We start from the raw sequence: 16514 nt of genomic DNA on the forward strand, positions 1-16514 counted from the left end.
GTCCCCCTTATGATATTTTAAACCCTCTATAATAATTTTTATCTTCAAATATAGAAAAGAGCTTAACTGATGTACCACTAAAAGTGCCAGGGAAAAACAGTATTGTAGCCGTTTTGTCAATATGATTTTTTAAATTATTCAGAATAATATGCGCCCTCATAAAGGGCCATACCTTTCCAACTCCTGTAATCAAAATTAGATTGTGTCCTTCTGCTTGCTTTGTTATTACATTTATAAAATTTTCAGGTTTTGAAACAGACTCTAAAGCTCTAAACATTTTGTCTTTTCCCATGCTTTTTTCATATTCCTCTATAACGTCGAAAATGTTTTTTTCTTTAAGAATATCTAGAAATACTTCATATAAGTCAATTTCTACTGGATTTATTTCTGATCCGTCATAGCCAAAATTTTTCATAATCAATTTAACAAAATTCCTTATCTTAAGCTCGTCATGCGGATCGTAATCAAATATATAGTAAGGTATTTCATTACCTAACCCTTTTCTTGAAATTATCTCTTTTGATTTTATTTTTTCATATACCATTTGCAATCTTTTATCTAACTCACTCATATAATCATATCTCCCATCATCGCCTTTATATATGCTGCATCTCCTATCTCAATGAAATGATCTATTAATCCTTTATCGATTGAAGGAATTACAATCCTCTTTTCAACTTTATTATTGATAAGTCCCGCTTCTAAAAGCGTCTTTGTAAAAACCTGCGATAGCTTATTCAATGTATAATCATGCCACTTAGCAACTTTTTCACTTTGCTCTCTTTTGCTATCAAAAAAAGCCATAATATCCGATTTATTTAGCTTATATGATCTTTCATTGATTTTCTCTCTAAATACTTCATTCATAAACTCAAAAAAAAGTCTGTTTGTTTTCATCAAGCCATACAAAACGACAATTTTGCTTTCCTGACTGTTGTAATTTGCAACAATATTTAATAAATATTCGTCAAGTACGCAAAGACGCTTATAGACAGCATTAAATATCTTATCAATGCTTTTTTTCGTTTTATATTGGAATAAATTTTCTTCCTTTATCATGTTTATCATTTTTTCTTTTTCAACTTTATCCTGCATCAGCTTTGCAACAACTTTTGTCTCAAAATAAAGGTATGGCTCACCTGTCATACGCGCTGTGTAATCTAATTCTTTCAAATATTGTGCACCACCTATCACATAATCTCTTTTATATCCTTAGATATAGCAACTTTAGACAACATCCTCTTTAATTTTTCATTGTCGTTTTCTTTCTTTACTGCTATCTCCAGTTCATATGGCACAGATCCAAATTTATCTTTAATTGTCTCTATTATCAATTCTTTGATAGTATTAAGCTTTATATTTTTGTCGCGTGCGGATTCCTCTCTATCGTATAAGTCAAAATCGATTTTTTCAATTATTGGAGTAAGCTCTCCTTTGCTCAATATGTAGACATTGTGAAGCGCCCTTGTAATCTGCACATACAGCAAGTTGCGGTCCATCAATATATCAGAGTACGTGTCTTTATCAGCATCTGCAATAATCACTATATCAAACTCTAAGCCTTTTGTTAAATATGCCGGAATTATTGATATTCCGCCTTTGTACTCCTTCATATCGTCTGATATGAGATTGACAGACATCCTTGATTTTAAATTTTCGTAAAGTCTTTCACAACCATCAACAGTCTTTGAAATTATGGCTATATTCTCTTTACCATGGTATTTTTCTTTTATTATATCAATAATTCTATCATAAATCTCCTCATCATTTTCTTTCTCAATTACAAGAGGCTTGTCACCCTTCCTCATTAAAGGCTCTGGCAAATATTCTGATGCACCGTCATTACACTTAATTAGCTCACGGGCAAACATAACTATTTCATAAGTACTTCTATAGCTTCTTTTGATATTGTATATTTTCAAGTTTTTGCTGTAATCAAATATTTTTTTAACAGTATTTATGTTGTATGTCTGTTTAAATGGCACTATCGATTGATTTATGTCACCTACTATCGTAAATGACAAATTGTCAGAAAATAACTTTAGCGTAAATATTTCAAACGGGCTTAAGTCTTGACTCTCATCAATCGCTATATGCTTGTATTTGAAGCTATCTGTATTATTTAATAAGCTGAAAAGATAAAGTATCCCTGCAACATCTTGTTCTGTAAAGCCTTTTGATGAAAATTCCACTATTCTCTTTAATGTTTTGTCATCCAGCCTGCCTTCATTTGCCCTTTGCAATAGCTCGATATTAGTAATCAACTCTAAATAGTGTTCAATTGCATCAAATTCTTTTATGCTATTTAGATATTCACCGACTATTATGTCAAAATGTCTTTCCATCCTATTGACGTTTTTGTCAATTTCATCTGCAAACATTGATATTTCATCATCAATACTTTTATACCCTTCAGCTTGCTTTTTAAATAAATTTAATTGATTCAAAAGCTCTTCTTTATACTTCCCAACCACTTCTTCTTTCTTGTCTTTTAACTGATTTTTTAAATACTCTTTAAATCTTTCAATTCTTTCGTTTAATTTATAACCTCCAAATTGTACCATAAACATATTTTGAAGATCTTTATATGTATACAATGTCTTATCGTATATTGATAAATCCCTAGTTGGTATCGCCTTTATCAATAAACTTTCAGCATATGTATTTATAATCTCTTTAAATTGAAGGCTTCCTTTTATTTTAAGGACATCTTCATATTGATTGACTTTTTCATTGCTTCTATTCAAATCATACTCAACTGGTATTTTCTCTCCTATTACTTTTTCTGCAAAGTCCTTGTATGTGACTTGCAGTGCATTTTCCACATCTAGCTCTGGCAATGTAGTGCTTATATAATTTAGAAATAATTTATTTGGAGCAATTACTAATATATCCTCACCTTTCAAGTTATAGCTGTATATTAGATACGATATTCTGTGCAAAGCGATAGTGCTTTTCCCGCTTCCGGCACATCCTTGTATGAAAACAACTTTGCTAATGTCTTCTCTTATAATGTCATTTTGATCTTTTTGTATAGATGCAATGATATTTTTTAATTTAGTATCCGATCCTTTATTTAAAAGTTCAATGAGGTTTTTGTCTGCAATTATCTTTTCGTCTTCTTTGCTTTTACCAACAACTTCTAGATCTTGAATCCTAGTAATTTGCCCCTTTTCTATCACTATGCTTCGCTTTAAATAACTTTTGCCTTTTATCGTCCTTAACTTTCCATTTCTATCTTTTACAACAACCTCACATGGTCCTATGCCGCCTTTATAATATACATCCCCAATTGGAGACCGCCAATCGTATATGTTTAGATCTTCAGTATCTGTACCGAAATTGTAAGGCACTTCGCCTATGTAAATTCTCTGTATCTCATCTTCGCCATCATACTGAAAATCCATTCGTGCACTGTATGGAGAATACTTAAGCTTGTCTAGTTTTATTAAGTTATCGCTTAATAGCTGTAGATAGCTATTACTTACTTCCTCATCAGCTATTTTTTGATATAGCGGACTTTTTAAATCATTATCCTTTACCTTTTTCTGAAGTTCATCTCCTAGTCTCTTTTCCTCTTCTTTTATAGCATTTTTGACTTTGCTTAAATGACTATTCTCCTCTTTAAACCTGAGTTCGTCATCTCTATCTAAATAATCAAGATTCAACGCCATCGCTTGCACTCCCCTATTACACTTACATACAAAATTTATACATAAAACACATCCGTTCAACTTTTATCAGTAAGTATCTACATTTATCTATTCTCCATCCATTCAAATTTTCCTGCATTCTTTGCTAATAATTTTAATTTTAACACATGTTTATAAAAGCGAACTCGCAGAAATAAAGTTGCTTTAATATTTCTGCGAGAGATAAAATTTATATTATATAAAAATGCAAAGATATTATTAGCATAAAAGTTATAAGCTTTTTAAATACTTTTATGACTTTGTACTGTCTTCTGATTCTTTTTTATTTCCAATCAAAACCAGAATTCCTCCAACAAGCGAAAGCACCATAAAGATTGCAACTAATGTCCCACCTAATATAGCACCTAAAATTGAAGAGATGATTAATAGGATGCCTACAGCTTTACTCTTTGCCCCAATAGCTATTGCTCCAAATATTACTACTAGAAATGAGAATACAACTCCACCCCAGCCAAGTCCTATTACCGTATTTGCTCCTTCTGCTTGAAATGCTGAGCCAACTCCACCTACAAGCAGTGTTGCTATAGCTGCAAATATGCTTATAACCCCTGCTATCAATGAAATAATACCGCCTGCTTTTTTCATATAGATCTCCCTTTCTTTATATGATTATAATAGAATCATTAGGTTGCAATTATTTTATTTGCATATTAATCTTATCACAATGGCTTTCCATGTTGCGTCAGAAAATGCTTAAAATAAAAAATGTGGCAAAGATACCTAAGCCACATTAATCACATTATCTCTTTAGTTTTTAATTTTGGTTTTTGAAAATTTCTTAAAAATACGCATAATTATCTAGAATAATAAAAGAACCATACATCTTTTTCTTTTTTATCTTGCCTTATATCACTTATTGCATAATTTTGATTTTTATATTCAGCAGCAACTTTTTCAGCATCTTCTTTTGCATCTTTAATTCTTATATACATTTTGCCATTTGAATTTTTACCTTGAAACAGTTGATAATCATTTCTTTCTTTAGAATGTTTTTTATTCCACTCTTCATGGCCCAATGGTTTTGCCTTTTTAATAGCTTCTATAATTTTATTAATTTGTTCTTCCGAAATATTATCACCTTTAATTTTTTTTATTTCACCAACTGCCTCCATACCACCTATAACCACTGGCATATTGCAGTTTTCTGCTTTAACCCATTTTGCTCGTTTAAACACCACAATAGGATATATATTTTCTTTCACTTTCTCGTAAATTTCAGGTAAATTTTCTTCCAACCATTTTTTAAATAATTTAATATGTCTCTAATTTTGCTTAGTAGGGCTTTTAACTTCGACCCACTTATTGCCTTGTCTCATTCTCCACTTATTTTTTAAGCCTAAAAATACACCATCCCATGATTTTGTCTCTAATACAAATATCCCATTAGAATTAAGTACAAGATGAACAATCTGTATAAAATCATCAGGCACAGGCTCTAAAACAAGGTCATTTACTATTACTGCATCACTTGGAAGCCAGAAATGCAAAGCCCAGCTTACTGAATTTTCGCCTGAATTCCCCTGCTCTTTCTCTGAATCGCGTCTCCATGTATATGCAATATCTGCAATAGGTTCTAATAGCCATCCAAAAAAGCCTTCACTAATTTTATCCAGATGTTTCTGCTTTTCTTTTTCCATTTTTTCTTTAATCTTTTGATAAAAAATTTCCTTAACTTCTTCATCTTGTTCTACAAAACTGGCAAACATGTCACTCCCCCTTTATTTTTAATTCTATAAGCAGTAAATGCAATAATAAAAATGCAAATTCTTGTAGGAAGTGTTTAATTTTTGTCTATTTATTAATAATTCTATGTAAATTTGTAATTTCCTTCTATTACTTTAAAGTAATAATAAAGCAATAAACGAACTATATTCCTCCTTGCCACATGCTGTACTTTACTCTGCTTAAGTCTTCACCATCTTCAGGCTTTCTAAATACAAATAAATGCTCATGCATTATTAAATAAAAATTGTATTTTTCTACTTGACTTCTCCAATATGGTGTTGATTTGCAATTATGTTGTACCTTTATAATATCTTCCTTCAATATAAAACCATTTTTTAGAAAAAGTTGCATTACATAAAAAGCCAATGGAACATAATGTCCGCTTTTTCTAGTGTCACCTATTAATATTGCACAATACCTATTATTCTTTAAAACCCTAAAAAGCTCTAAAACACCCTTTTCTAACTCACTTAAAAATTTCTTTATTCCTGAAATATTTGATAAATCACCATCTATATTACCATTTGAATATTTTATAATATTTAGATATGGAGGATGCGTTATAATTAAATCAATACTGTTGTCATCGATTCCTTTAAGATTTCTAATATCACCTATTTTTACAACAGGTTCAAATTTATATTTACCACTAAAATTAGCACCGAAATTCAAATTTCGTTTTGTAATATCGATTGCATCAGGATTAATATCAAAACCAATTCCTCTCCTATTCAATAATTTTGCTTCTACCAAAGTAGTACCACTTCCAACCATGGGATCTAATACAACATCATTTTCTTTTGAATAGCGCAATATAATATTTCTTGGAACTTGCGGTGCAAAATTTCCTCTGTATTTACCGCTATGAGTTGCCCAATCTCCTCTTTCCGGAAATGACCAAACAGTTGTTATTTCTTTCTTGAAATTTATATCCTCCATAAGATTTCCTCCAATAACCCTTGGCGTACAAAGTGAAGATTTAATAGATAATTAACTTTTTCAAAGCCTTTATGCAACTGACTCTTTTGTCCTCTCCAACCAATTCCATCGGTTATCCAGATGAATTCAAAGCCATTTTCTTTTAATTCATTTTGCCTTTCTATATAAGAATCAACTATTTCTTGAGGTTTTGAACCAGTCCCCGAATAAAAATTGACTTCTATATTTATAACTTTATTGCCATTTTTTATTATAATAAAATCAGCTTTTCTATTTTTAATTGAAGAATTTACATATATGTTATAATTATCGTCTAAGTACTGAAACTTTTTTTGAAATAATATATCAAAAGAACTTTTTCCCTTAGATGCTATTTTCTCAATCATCGGTTTTAACATCAATTCCATAGCATCTCCACTTCTGTTTTTACGTGCATTGGTATCCATACCAACTTCGACACCTAGCACGTAATCTTGTACACTTTTTGAAGATAATTCAAGAAAAAATCTCTTTAAACCAGTTTTTTCAAAGAACTCAACAATATCGTCAATATCTGTGTTTGTCAAAGTCTTTTTATTAAAATCATAATGAACAATGTTAAAATTCTTATCAATAAAATCATCAATAACTGTCAGCTTTTGTTTTCGTATTGCTAATAAAATTGGAATAGTAGGAAGAACTTGAGGATAATTTGACAAAATTTTTCTTAAATCGTCATCAAATTGCTTATTCCCAATTAATGTGTTTAAAATATTAAACTCAATCTTATACTTATCAACGTGTCTTTTTACTTTGTCCCAATCCACAAAAAATTTATAATTCCTATTTGTGTCAACCAATGTATTGTGAAATTTTTCTATAACATCTTCTAAATTTTTCATTCCTAAAAAATCAAAATAGATTGAATCCATATAAATCCCCCTAATAATATTAAAAATTCCTAATTATAAGCTCATTAATTGCTCCCCGTCCATTACCTTTGCTATTAATGTATCTTTTTGCACTAACTCTTTCGATGATAAACTCAGAATATAACTTATCAAAAAAATCATCATCTTTATCAATGTTTTTAGGATCTGAATTGCTTAATATTAAATAAGCTCCTTTTTTATCCATCTCTTTAAAAAACTCAGATAATCTTACTTGATCACAATCATCAAATCCAGATTCATTGTATGATGTGAAATTTGAAGTCGAACTTAAAGGCCGATACGGTGGATCAAGATATAAAAGGCTACCTTTTTTTACATATTTTTTTGACTCTTCGAAATCTGCACATATTATTTCTGTGTCTATTAATGCTTTACTGACCTCATATAAATTTTCTTTATCACAAATTTTAGGCTTATTATATTTGCCAAAAGGCACATTAAAATTCCCATTTTTATTTAATCTATATAAGCCATTAAAGCAAGTTTTATTTAAAAAAATCAAGTAAGAAGCTCTTTTTATCCAATCAGAATTATACATAAAATAATCAAATGTATCTTTTTGAGTGTTATACTCTTCTCTAACATTGTAATAAAATTTTTTTCTTTCTTCATCTGATAATTGTAAATATTTGCGTTCAATATTTTCCAATTCGAATATTAAATCTTCTACATTATTTTGTACAGCTGTATATCCCACAATTAACTCTTTATTTGAATCTATCAAAAAAGATTCTTTTACGTTATAATTATTTTTTAAAAAAAAGAAAAAGGCTCCTCCACCTACAAAAGGTTCAATATAACTTTCTATCTCACGTTTCTGTATTATTGGTAATGGTAATCTACTATTTAGCTCGTTTAAAAGTTGAGTTTTGCCTCCAGCCCATTTTAAAAATGGTTTTGCATTAACCATAACACATTTCTTATTATCAATGCCATTTATTACAAGTTGCTCATTCATTATAAAATCCCATCCATCCACTAAGTCACAATTTTTCTTTTTTAATTATACCATCAAATAAATTTTATTCAAAAAAATATCAATTAACTTGTGAGTTATTAACTTTAAAGTTAGTAACTCATAAGTTAACAAATTACACTTGCTTATAGAAATATTTTTATAAAACCAAATAGACTATCACGTAAAAGACGGAAATATTTTGTCTTTACTAGCTCTGCCTGTCAAAATGTACCTCTCTAGCTCGTCTATGTTATAGTTCCTCTGAGAATATGAATTAAAATAGTTCCGCGGTACTTCATAATTAGTTTTTTTATTCTGCGTGCTTTCTATTTGTGAAAACAATTCTTTTTCTTTTACATAATTTTCTGCAACTTTATTTAGAAATTTTGCAGGGTACTTAATCTCTTTTCCCTTCATCCTTGATAAGCAAACTTTTATATCGTCGTCATTCAATTTGTACTTGCTTTTTATAGCATCAATTATGGCGCTTGATATTATGCTTTCGTTTTTTGATTTAGTAAAATTTGATACTTCATTTTTTGATTGCCCTATTTTATTGTATTTTTCTGCCTCTTCCTTGAGCTTCACATACGATGGTACACTTTCTAACGTATTAAAAATTTTTTTCGCTTACGATTTTTTTGATATAGACTGATTCATATTCGTCTTCCAATATGTCCATTATTATCTCATCGTATTTTTCTCCTGCTATTGTTTTTGCTTCTCTTATCCTCCCTGCCTCTTTGAAGCCAACTTTTTTGTAGCAAGATATAGCCGGTTTATTGTAAGAATAAACTCTTAAATAAATATTGTGCATATTAAGAATGCTGAATCCAAAATCAAGTGCTAGATTAAGTGCCTCCTGACCATAACCCTTGCTCCAATATTCTTTATTGCCTATAAATAATCCTACTTCAGCAACTCTATTTATGTAATCTAGTTTAGGAAAGCCTAGATTGCCTATAAGCTCGTCTGTCTTAATGTCTACTATCGCAAAATTGTATTCTCTCGATAATGTTTCTAAAACTTCTTTTTCTTTAGATGAAGTGATCATTTTTGATGCGAATAACATTCCAGCCGCAACTTCCATGTCGTTTACCCATTCTGTGTACTTTTCGTAGTCATCGACATTCATAGGCGATAAGTAACACTTTTCTCCTATTAATTTCTTGTAATACATGTATATCTCCCCCAGTCAAATGTAATATTAATACAATTTTATTTTTTCAAACTCCATATGTCAAGAAATTTCTATCATGCAAATATCTTTACAAATCTTCGAATAATTTGTAATTAACATTTAAAACTAATAATGTCAGTATTGAAATGTGAGGATGTAAGCATATGAAAAGCGTCACGCAAAAATAACTTTTATTCTCGATTTTTTTATTTGAAATAGGAAATACTATTTTATTTGCTCATGGAATATCAGCAAAACAGGATTCATGGATCGCAATCTTATTAGCAATGGCATCAGCACTGCCACTTTTATACTTGTACATTTTTTTGTATCAAAAATATAAGTTAAATTTAACAGAAATACTGAAATTAAGTTTTGGAAAAGCAATAGGGAAAATGTTGTCGGCAGTCTATATGTTTTATTTTTTTTATATGGCGTCAAGAGTCACAAGAGATTATCTGGAGCTTAGCATTGGCAGTATATATCCAATGTCACCTATTAAAGTAATAGCTATATTGTTATTGGTTGTAGTAACTTATTTTTTACTTTTTAACATAAGTGTCACTTTAAAAGTTGCTAGTATTTTATTGCCAGGATTTATTAATTAATTTTAGTTGTATTTCTTTTTGCTTTTATTAATTACTTATTTAGTTAAAAAACGCAAATAATATCGTAAATTAGTGTATTCATTTAACAACCACTATCTTGAAATTAACTAGAATAAATTACATATTCATCTTGATTTTGCTATTTTTATGTTATATTATAGCCTCAAGGAGTGATATTGATGATTAAAAGAACTTTAGGAAAAACTGGCGAGGAACTTTCGATTATTGGGTTTGGCGGAATACTAGTTATGAATATGGAGCAAAGTAAAGCTAACAATTTGGTATCTGATGCAATTGATCATGAAATTAAGAAGCGATTAACTTTTTCTAAGTTTATAAATTTACTCTAATTCATAGTTTTGTATGGCATACACTATATGGTAAATCCATTTTGATAATAAAATGCGAGAATCCATTTCGTTACATCCCATGCATTTGTATTTGCATTTTAATTCAGTTTATAGTATTTCTTTTAAAACCTTACAAACATGATATTGGAAATAGAAGAACTAATCTAATTTTACTGTAGTCATGTATAATGCCAAATAATTCATGTCAATGTATGTCCAAAGAACTTTAAAGTAATTTCTTGTGGTTGTATATTCAAAAATGCTAATGTATAATATATTAAAATAGCAAATTGTATTTATTGGTGGTGAATAGAATGGATATAGATGAATATAATAGATGGTTTAACCAAGCAATTCACACTTTTAAATCAGCTTATAGAGATTATAAAGATGGTGATTATTCATGGTCATGTTTTAAAGCGCAACAAGCCGCTGAATATGCCGTTAAAGCACTTTTAAGAGCGTTTGGCATTTCTATAGTAGGCCATTCACTAGTTAAATTAGCAAATGACCTTGATAATGCTGGAATTAATAAACCTGATGAATATAATAAGTGGGCAAGAAAACTTGACAGAGATTACATTCAACCACGATACCCGGATGCTTACCCATCAGGAAGTCCTTACGAATATTATGATGAAAATGATGCTAAAATATCATTGGAATATGCTCAAAATATTCTAAATTATGTGGAGGAATACATAAATGAATGCAGCAATGATAATAAGGGAAAAGAAAAGGAATAATCTTATAGATATAGGTAAGAAATACTCAGAAATTATTAGTAATGTTTTACATCCTATGTGTGCAATTATAATCGGTTCAGTTGCCAGAGGAGATTTTAACGATAGCAGTGATATTGACGTAATATTAATATCTGATGAAATGCCTGTTAATTATAAGGAAAGAATGAAACTGTTATACGATCATGTTTTTGATGCAATCGAACCAAAAGGCTATAACACCGAGGAATTTAAAAAACTATATCTTAAAAATAACCCCATTTCTATTGAAGCAATTGAAAAGGGTATTGTAATTTATGATGACGGAATATGGGATAAACTAAAAAAAGATATTCTTTCAGGTTATGTTGGAGAAATACAGTAAAAAACGGCTATAATAGCCGCAATCTATACTTCTTTTAATTTTTTTTATTTATAAAATCACTTGGCGATTTTAGAATTTTAATAGGTATTGAAAATAAAAATTTATTTAATTCGCTTATCAAGTCTTCTGTTATCTTAAAAGACTTTTCTAATAACCCATTATTTTTTGCAATAAAATCATCTTTTAATTCTATTTCAGTTTTACATTGTTGGCATTTGATTCTAATGATTTTTCCGTCATTATTATAAAAAATAATGTGATTTGTGTTTTTGTTGCAATGTAAGCAAAATAACTCTGCCTCCATATATTTAAACATATAGACACCTCTTATAAACTATTCTTAATTTTTTAATATAATAAGAATAGTCAATAGTCTTTGTATCAAATATAGCTATTCCCTTAAAACTTGAACCTAACAATGTCTGGTTCTTTCTCTGTTTTGGTCCCAAACAACAAAGTAAATATAACCAAGTTTACCAACTTGAAGCACTGAATCTTGGACAATAAATGTTTTACTGGAGCCAATAAGAGTTGCTTTCATCTGAGCATCTGTATTTATTAATGCTCTGCAATCTCCGCTCGAAACAAATTCCGCACCTAAAGTATCACCAATTCAATACTATGTTATATATTTAAATTGTAAAGAATTATTCACCTAATACGATGATTTTACATTTACGAGTGCGAGGTCTTGTACGATCAAAATCTACAAAATAAATATAACCTGTTGTTCCGACTCCCAATTTTCCATTATCAACCTCGAATACCTGGCTGGAGCCAATCAATGTTGCTTTTAGGTGTGCGTCACAATTTAAGAGGGCAGAACGATCACCATTTGGGAGATAGTCATCTGCATCTGGCCATGATAAAACAGCTTCGTAATGCTTTTCACCAGGATAGTTGTATTGCCCTTCTGCAATTTGGTCTGGAATGATTTTTTTAAGGACATTATTTAAGTCGGCTTGAAGGTATTCATCACCATTTTCAGTATAATCATGAACGAATTCTTCAAAGAATACAGAACAGGTGGTGTGGGGAGAAATAACAACACAGATACCATTTTGAATTTTACTTTTTTTAATTATTTCTTTTACGGAAGGAGTAATATTAAAAAAACTTGGAGTCCCTCCATGTGAGGTTAAATTAATTTGTTCTTTATAAATATTCATACTATGACCTCCAATCTCTTTTAGGTTATTTTTCATTTTTAGCTTTCACAATTGCTTGTATCATTTCTTCTAATCTCTTTACTCTATTTGGAGCATTAATTATTCCACTTGTTGCTCCAGTTCCATCGGCACCATGTATTATTGTCTGGTAAACATCTTCACCAGAAGTTATTCCTGCAGCCTGCATAACTAAAATGTCTTTATTAATCTCTTTTATTTTACTTGTAGTTTCGTTTATATAGTCAAAACTACTAGTCTTTCCTGTTCCAATTAAATCAGTAGGTTCACATAATAGTATATCAGGACCTAACGTAGCAATAGCCACAGCTTCTTCAATAGAATCTGCACAAACAATTGTAATAATTTCTAATTCTTTTGCTCTTTTTATTGCCTTAACTAAATCAGTTAATTTTAAAGAATGTTCAGCATGATTTAAAAATACTGCATCCACGCCAACTGCTTTTAATGATTCAGGTAACACATATCCCATTCCACGTCCTGGAACTAATGAATCCATATGTTGAGCCGTGATTTTAAGATTTTTTGTATGTGACTTGATATTAGCCAAATCTGCAAAGGGGGCAGTAAAAAACATATCTACATCATACTCTTCAGCAAGCTTGTCTGCAGCAAGAGCTAATTGCAAACTTTCTTCACCATACAAATAAGACTTTGGATTAACTACAAAAAACGGTGTTCTTATTTTTTTCATTCCCTCATCTCCTTATATAGTTATAATTTGTCTAAATTTTTTTGTTTCAAATACATCATAATAATGTTCTAGGCACTCTTTCATGCCTTCTTTTTGTGCATTTAGTAATTCATAATAATCATTGCATTTAGTATTTTTTACTTTGTTAAATGCAGCAGTTACTAAATCAGTATAGATATTTATCTTGCTTATTCCTTCAGTAGCACACCTTTTGAGATTGTCATCTCCTGAAGATGAACCTCCGTGAAGTACTAAAGGAACATTTACAGCATTTCTAATTTCTTTTAATCTATTAAAATCAATAGCTGGTTTTCCTTTATAATGTCCATGGGCAGTTCCTATAGATACTGCTAGAGAATCTACATTTGTAAGTTCAACAAATTTCTTTGCCTCCTCAACAGTAGTATAAACGCTGGCACTATTGTCATTGTTTCTATAATTCTCGCTATTGCCGACATGCCCAATTTCAGCTTCTACAACTACCCCTCTTAAATGGGCATATTTAACTATTTCTCTTGTTTTTTTAACATTATCTTCAAATGAATCCATAGAAGCATCTATCATAACTGAGTTAAATCCTTCATCTATAGCTCTGATTATCAATTCTTTCTTAGTACCATGATCAAAGTGTAATACTGCTGGAATTTTAGCTTTTTCACCATAGTATTTCCCTAAATATAGTGCTTCATCAAATGATAAAAAATCCTCATGTGCTTCTGCATAAGCTAAAATAATTGGTAAATTTAATTTTTCTGCAACTTCAATATAAGCTTTAATAGAATTTTGATCCACGAAATTTGGAGCTGGTATAGCAAAATTATTTTCCCTTGCTACCTTAAATAATTCTGTTGATGATACTAACAAAAAAATCATCTCCTGATTAGAAAGATATATTATATTTTCAAAAATTATCTATGGCAATGAAAAGGTACAATTTTACCTAAATATTAATCTTTTTATAGCTCAAGCTTTTAAGCATCGCTAATTTTTTGATACTTTGACTATTTCTATTGTGATTATAATCACTGAAGCTCAATGGAAATCAAGGAACTTCCATTGAGCCATTTATTATCTAAACAATTTCATAATTTTCAAAATTATCCATGTCAATGGATTAGCACCATCACATATACTTGATATTTGAGAAGCGCCACTTGGGAATTTAAACGCGGCATCTACCGCAGCATGTGTGAGAAGTGGTGCAACATCAGTTGCAATCAAAAGCCCTACGCCTATTACTATTGCTCCGATTAATACCGATCTAAAAACATTTCCTTTTGTAATAGGTGCTATCATCGCTACCATAAATGGTATAGTCGCTAAATCACCAAATGGCAAAACACTATTTCCTGGTAATATTATGGCAATCAAAATTGTAATAGGTACTAAAATTAAAGCTGTAGATATAGCCGCAGGATGTCCAACCGCAACAGCTGAATCAAGTCCAATATAAAATTCTTTACCTGCAAATCTCTTTTGCATAAAGGACTTAGCAGCTTCTGAAATTGGTATAAGTCCTTCCATAAGTATCTTTACCATCCTTGGCATCAAAAACATTACGCCTGCCATTGACATACCAAGATTAAGAGTTGCCTTTGCGTCGAATTTTGCTAAAATACCTAAGATCAAGCCTAAAATTAATCCTAATACAACAGGTTCTCCAAATATACCAAATCTCTTATTAATTGTATCAGGGTCTGCTTCTATTTTATTAATGTACGGTATCTTATCAATTAATTTATTTAATGGAATAGCTATCGGAACATAAGCTGCTGAAAAACCGTGCGGCAACGATATTCCCGGTAATCCATAAAAATCCTGAACTGTTTTTGCTGTCCAGTCTGCAAGCTTTAATACTATAGCTGCATTAATTGCTGCTGCTATTAATCCTAATGTCAAATTTCCTGTTGCAGCTGCCACAAGTGCACCAGTAAATGCAAAGTGCCAGTAGTTCCAAAAGTCTACATTTACAGTTTTAGTAAGTCTTGTTGCAAGCATTATTATATTAATAGCAAGCCCTAGTGGAATTACAAAAGCTCCTACTTTTGATGCAAATGCAATTGCCGATGATGCCGGCCAACCAACATCTATGACATTTAATTTTACACCCATGTTTTTAACCATTGCTTGTGCTGCTGGGCCTAAATTATTGACAAGCAAGCCTATTACAAGATTTATTCCTATGAATCCTATTCCAATCGTAATTGCTGCACGAAAAGCTTTGCCAGGCTTTTCACCTAAAATCAAACCAAGTATGAAGATTATTATTGGAAGCATTACAACAGCGCCAAGGTCTAACAAATATTTTATTACGCTCATTCTATACACCTCACTTTTTTAATTCATTTATAATCTCTTCTAGTACTTTTTCTTCTCCTATTCCTGTAATTAAGGAAAGAGCATTGATGCTTTTTTTGCCAAAGCTATCCTTCAAAATGGTTGTTGTTACAATGAGATCTGCATTCTCTGCATATCCTTTGATTTCAGTAACCTTACACTGAATTATGTTTACATTGAGATTTTCTTTTTTACATGCTTCGGTTATTTTTTCTGCAACAACAGTTGATGTAGCAATTCCTGTCCCACACGCCACTATAACAGTTTTTCTTGTCATATTCATTCTCCTTTCAATGTTTTAAACAGTTTCATCATTCAAAGTACAATTTTTTATAATCTCAATAATTTCATCACCTCCATCTTCTCTAATAATCTTCTCCAGTAAAACGTCATTTTGAATTAATTGAATTAGTTGCTGCAGCATTTCAACTTGGCTATGTGCCTCATTCAATGCTATCATGAAAACTAAACTAACTTCCACATCTTCCAACGGATTTGCCATGTTTTTAAATATAACCGGGTTTTTCAGCGTTGCGACGGCTATTGCAGGTTTTATTACATGCTCTGGATCTGTATGTGGTATTGCAACATTGTATCTATTTAGCTGCAAACCAGTTGGAAAATTTTTTTCGCGTTTTTTTATTGCTTCTAAATAGCTCTCTTTAACAAATCCATTTTCGTACAATTTTTTGTACAGTACATCAAAAACATCTTCTTTGCATTTGGCATCAAAATTTGTAACAACTAATTCTTTGTTGAAAAACTCTGATATCTTCATAGAATC

General features: G+C 30.6%; 23 protein-coding genes. 4 read left to right on the forward strand and 19 right to left on the reverse strand.

The window, feature by feature from the left end; genetic code table 11:
• Positions 1-7: 7 nt before the first annotated feature.
• From CPG45_RS04860 to CPG45_RS04905, 11 genes are all read right to left on the reverse strand, one after another.
• Positions 8-571, reverse strand: a complete 564-nt coding sequence (locus CPG45_RS04860) for a DUF1788 domain-containing protein (RefSeq protein ID WP_096230884.1) — start codon at positions 569-571, stop codon at positions 8-10.
• Complete coding sequence (locus CPG45_RS04865) at positions 568-1173, reverse strand: DUF1819 family protein (RefSeq protein WP_157732334.1); 606 nt, start codon at positions 1171-1173, stop codon at positions 568-570. The genes CPG45_RS04860 and CPG45_RS04865 overlap by 4 nt, the downstream gene beginning before the upstream one ends.
• Before the next feature lie 17 nt (positions 1174-1190).
• Positions 1191-3674 (reverse strand): HelD family protein, encoded by a 2484-nt coding sequence (locus tag CPG45_RS04870; RefSeq protein WP_096230886.1) that lies wholly within the window; start codon positions 3672-3674, stop codon positions 1191-1193.
• Between the two features lie 270 nt (positions 3675-3944).
• Positions 3945-4298 carry a hypothetical protein gene (locus CPG45_RS04875; RefSeq protein ID WP_094045773.1) on the reverse strand — a complete coding sequence of 118 codons (354 nt, stop codon included), beginning with the start codon at positions 4296-4298 and terminating at the stop codon, positions 3945-3947.
• A 209-nt stretch (positions 4299-4507) separates the two neighbouring features.
• A complete protein-coding gene (locus CPG45_RS17375) occupies positions 4508-4915 on the reverse strand; it encodes a hypothetical protein (protein WP_231969013.1) in 408 nt (135 codons plus the stop codon).
• A 60-nt stretch (positions 4916-4975) separates the two neighbouring features.
• Entirely contained in the window at positions 4976-5419 is a 444-nt protein-coding gene (locus tag CPG45_RS17380) for a nuclease-related domain-containing protein (RefSeq protein ID WP_231969014.1), read from the reverse strand.
• Between the two features lie 160 nt (positions 5420-5579).
• Positions 5580-6377: a TRM11 family SAM-dependent methyltransferase gene (locus CPG45_RS04885; protein WP_096230887.1), complete on the reverse strand. Its 798-nt coding sequence runs from the start codon at positions 6375-6377 to the stop codon at positions 5580-5582.
• The gene (locus tag CPG45_RS04890; RefSeq protein ID WP_096230888.1) at positions 6365-7288 is read right to left on the reverse strand and encodes a type II restriction endonuclease; all 924 of its coding nucleotides are present in this window, start codon (positions 7286-7288) and stop codon (positions 6365-6367) included. Before CPG45_RS04890 ends, CPG45_RS04885 begins: the two co-directional genes overlap by 13 nt.
• A gap of 19 nt (positions 7289-7307) precedes the next feature.
• On the reverse strand, positions 7308-8267 hold the full coding sequence (locus CPG45_RS04895) for a DNA adenine methylase (protein ID WP_096230889.1): 960 nt from the start codon (positions 8265-8267) through the stop codon (positions 7308-7310).
• A 177-nt stretch (positions 8268-8444) separates the two neighbouring features.
• Positions 8445-8855, reverse strand: a complete 411-nt coding sequence (locus CPG45_RS04900) for a hypothetical protein (protein ID WP_231969015.1) — start codon at positions 8853-8855, stop codon at positions 8445-8447.
• Positions 8856-8880: 25 nt separating this feature from the next.
• Positions 8881-9447, reverse strand: coding sequence for a GNAT family N-acetyltransferase (locus CPG45_RS04905; RefSeq protein ID WP_096230890.1), 567 nt, complete (start codon positions 9445-9447; stop codon positions 8881-8883).
• Positions 9448-9692: 245 nt separating this feature from the next.
• Between CPG45_RS04905 and CPG45_RS04910 the strand changes: the two genes are divergently transcribed.
• The 4 genes from CPG45_RS04910 to CPG45_RS04925 all read left to right on the forward strand — a co-directional run bounded on the left by CPG45_RS04910 (position 9693) and on the right by CPG45_RS04925 (position 11512).
• Positions 9693-10055 carry a GerAB/ArcD/ProY family transporter gene (locus CPG45_RS04910; RefSeq protein WP_231969076.1) on the forward strand — a complete coding sequence of 121 codons (363 nt, stop codon included), beginning with the start codon at positions 9693-9695 and terminating at the stop codon, positions 10053-10055.
• Positions 10056-10234: 179 nt separating this feature from the next.
• Complete coding sequence (locus tag CPG45_RS04915; protein ID WP_096230891.1) at positions 10235-10405, forward strand: aldo/keto reductase; 171 nt, start codon at positions 10235-10237, stop codon at positions 10403-10405.
• 314 nt (positions 10406-10719) lie between these two features.
• The gene (locus CPG45_RS04920; protein WP_096230892.1) at positions 10720-11151 is read left to right on the forward strand and encodes a HEPN domain-containing protein; all 432 of its coding nucleotides are present in this window, start codon (positions 10720-10722) and stop codon (positions 11149-11151) included.
• Positions 11111-11512: a nucleotidyltransferase domain-containing protein gene (locus CPG45_RS04925; protein ID WP_096230893.1), complete on the forward strand. Its 402-nt coding sequence runs from the start codon at positions 11111-11113 to the stop codon at positions 11510-11512. The genes CPG45_RS04920 and CPG45_RS04925 overlap by 41 nt, the downstream gene beginning before the upstream one ends.
• 34 nt (positions 11513-11546) lie before the next feature.
• Here the strand turns inward: CPG45_RS04925 and CPG45_RS04930 are convergent, their stop codons facing one another.
• The 8 genes from CPG45_RS04930 to CPG45_RS04965 all read right to left on the reverse strand — a co-directional run bounded on the left by CPG45_RS04930 (position 11547) and on the right by CPG45_RS04965 (position 16508).
• Entirely contained in the window at positions 11547-11828 is a 282-nt protein-coding gene (locus CPG45_RS04930) for a hypothetical protein (protein WP_096230894.1), read from the reverse strand.
• Positions 11829-11924: 96 nt separating this feature from the next.
• Complete coding sequence (locus tag CPG45_RS18150) at positions 11925-12125, reverse strand: YjbQ family protein (RefSeq protein ID WP_157732440.1); 201 nt, start codon at positions 12123-12125, stop codon at positions 11925-11927.
• Between the two features lie 34 nt (positions 12126-12159).
• Entirely contained in the window at positions 12160-12681 is a 522-nt protein-coding gene (locus CPG45_RS04940) for a YjbQ family protein (RefSeq protein ID WP_096230896.1), read from the reverse strand.
• Positions 12682-12706: 25 nt separating this feature from the next.
• The gene (locus tag CPG45_RS04945; protein ID WP_096230897.1) at positions 12707-13393 is read right to left on the reverse strand and encodes a triose-phosphate isomerase; all 687 of its coding nucleotides are present in this window, start codon (positions 13391-13393) and stop codon (positions 12707-12709) included.
• A 12-nt stretch (positions 13394-13405) separates the two neighbouring features.
• Positions 13406-14257, reverse strand: a complete 852-nt coding sequence (locus tag CPG45_RS04950; RefSeq protein WP_094046400.1) for a class II fructose-bisphosphate aldolase — start codon at positions 14255-14257, stop codon at positions 13406-13408.
• A 204-nt stretch (positions 14258-14461) separates the two neighbouring features.
• Complete coding sequence (locus CPG45_RS04955; RefSeq protein ID WP_096230898.1) at positions 14462-15712, reverse strand: PTS galactitol transporter subunit IIC; 1251 nt, start codon at positions 15710-15712, stop codon at positions 14462-14464.
• A 10-nt stretch (positions 15713-15722) separates the two neighbouring features.
• A complete protein-coding gene (locus CPG45_RS04960; RefSeq protein WP_150200419.1) occupies positions 15723-16007 on the reverse strand; it encodes a PTS sugar transporter subunit IIB in 285 nt (94 codons plus the stop codon).
• Between the two features lie 21 nt (positions 16008-16028).
• Positions 16029-16508, reverse strand: coding sequence for a PTS sugar transporter subunit IIA (locus CPG45_RS04965; protein ID WP_096230900.1), 480 nt, complete (start codon positions 16506-16508; stop codon positions 16029-16031).
• Between the last annotated feature and the right edge of the window lie 6 nt (positions 16509-16514).

Source organism: Thermoanaerobacterium sp. RBIITD, assembly GCF_900205865.1.
In the GTDB taxonomy this organism is placed as follows: Bacteria; Bacillota; Thermoanaerobacteria; order Thermoanaerobacterales; family Thermoanaerobacteraceae; genus Thermoanaerobacterium.

Coding starts and splice junctions, on each gene's coding strand:
- CPG45_RS04860 (WP_096230884.1), bottom strand. CDS start 571: ATGAGTGAGTTAGATAAAAGATTGCAAATGGTATATGAAAAAATAAAA.
- CPG45_RS04870 (WP_096230886.1), bottom strand. CDS start 3,674: ATGGCGTTGAATCTTGATTATTTAGATAGAGATGACGAACTCAGGTTT.
- CPG45_RS04875 (WP_094045773.1), bottom strand. CDS start 4,298: ATGAAAAAAGCAGGCGGTATTATTTCATTGATAGCAGGGGTTATAAGC.
- CPG45_RS17380 (WP_231969014.1), bottom strand. CDS start 5,419: ATGTTTGCCAGTTTTGTAGAACAAGATGAAGAAGTTAAGGAAATTTTT.
- CPG45_RS04885 (WP_096230887.1), bottom strand. CDS start 6,377: ATGGAGGATATAAATTTCAAGAAAGAAATAACAACTGTTTGGTCATTT.
- CPG45_RS04890 (WP_096230888.1), bottom strand. CDS start 7,288: ATGGATTCAATCTATTTTGATTTTTTAGGAATGAAAAATTTAGAAGAT.
- CPG45_RS04895 (WP_096230889.1), bottom strand. CDS start 8,267: ATGAATGAGCAACTTGTAATAAATGGCATTGATAATAAGAAATGTGTT.
- CPG45_RS04905 (WP_096230890.1), bottom strand. CDS start 9,447: ATGTATTACAAGAAATTAATAGGAGAAAAGTGTTACTTATCGCCTATG.
- CPG45_RS04915 (WP_096230891.1), top strand. CDS start 10,235: ATGATTAAAAGAACTTTAGGAAAAACTGGCGAGGAACTTTCGATTATT.
- CPG45_RS04920 (WP_096230892.1), top strand. CDS start 10,720: ATGGATATAGATGAATATAATAGATGGTTTAACCAAGCAATTCACACT.
- CPG45_RS04925 (WP_096230893.1), top strand. CDS start 11,111: ATGAATGCAGCAATGATAATAAGGGAAAAGAAAAGGAATAATCTTATA.
- CPG45_RS04930 (WP_096230894.1), bottom strand. CDS start 11,828: ATGTTTAAATATATGGAGGCAGAGTTATTTTGCTTACATTGCAACAAA.
- CPG45_RS04940 (WP_096230896.1), bottom strand. CDS start 12,681: ATGAATATTTATAAAGAACAAATTAATTTAACCTCACATGGAGGGACT.
- CPG45_RS04945 (WP_096230897.1), bottom strand. CDS start 13,393: ATGAAAAAAATAAGAACACCGTTTTTTGTAGTTAATCCAAAGTCTTAT.
- CPG45_RS04955 (WP_096230898.1), bottom strand. CDS start 15,712: ATGAGCGTAATAAAATATTTGTTAGACCTTGGCGCTGTTGTAATGCTT.
- CPG45_RS04960 (WP_150200419.1), bottom strand. CDS start 16,007: ATGACAAGAAAAACTGTTATAGTGGCGTGTGGGACAGGAATTGCTACA.
- CPG45_RS04965 (WP_096230900.1), bottom strand. CDS start 16,508: ATGAAGATATCAGAGTTTTTCAACAAAGAATTAGTTGTTACAAATTTT.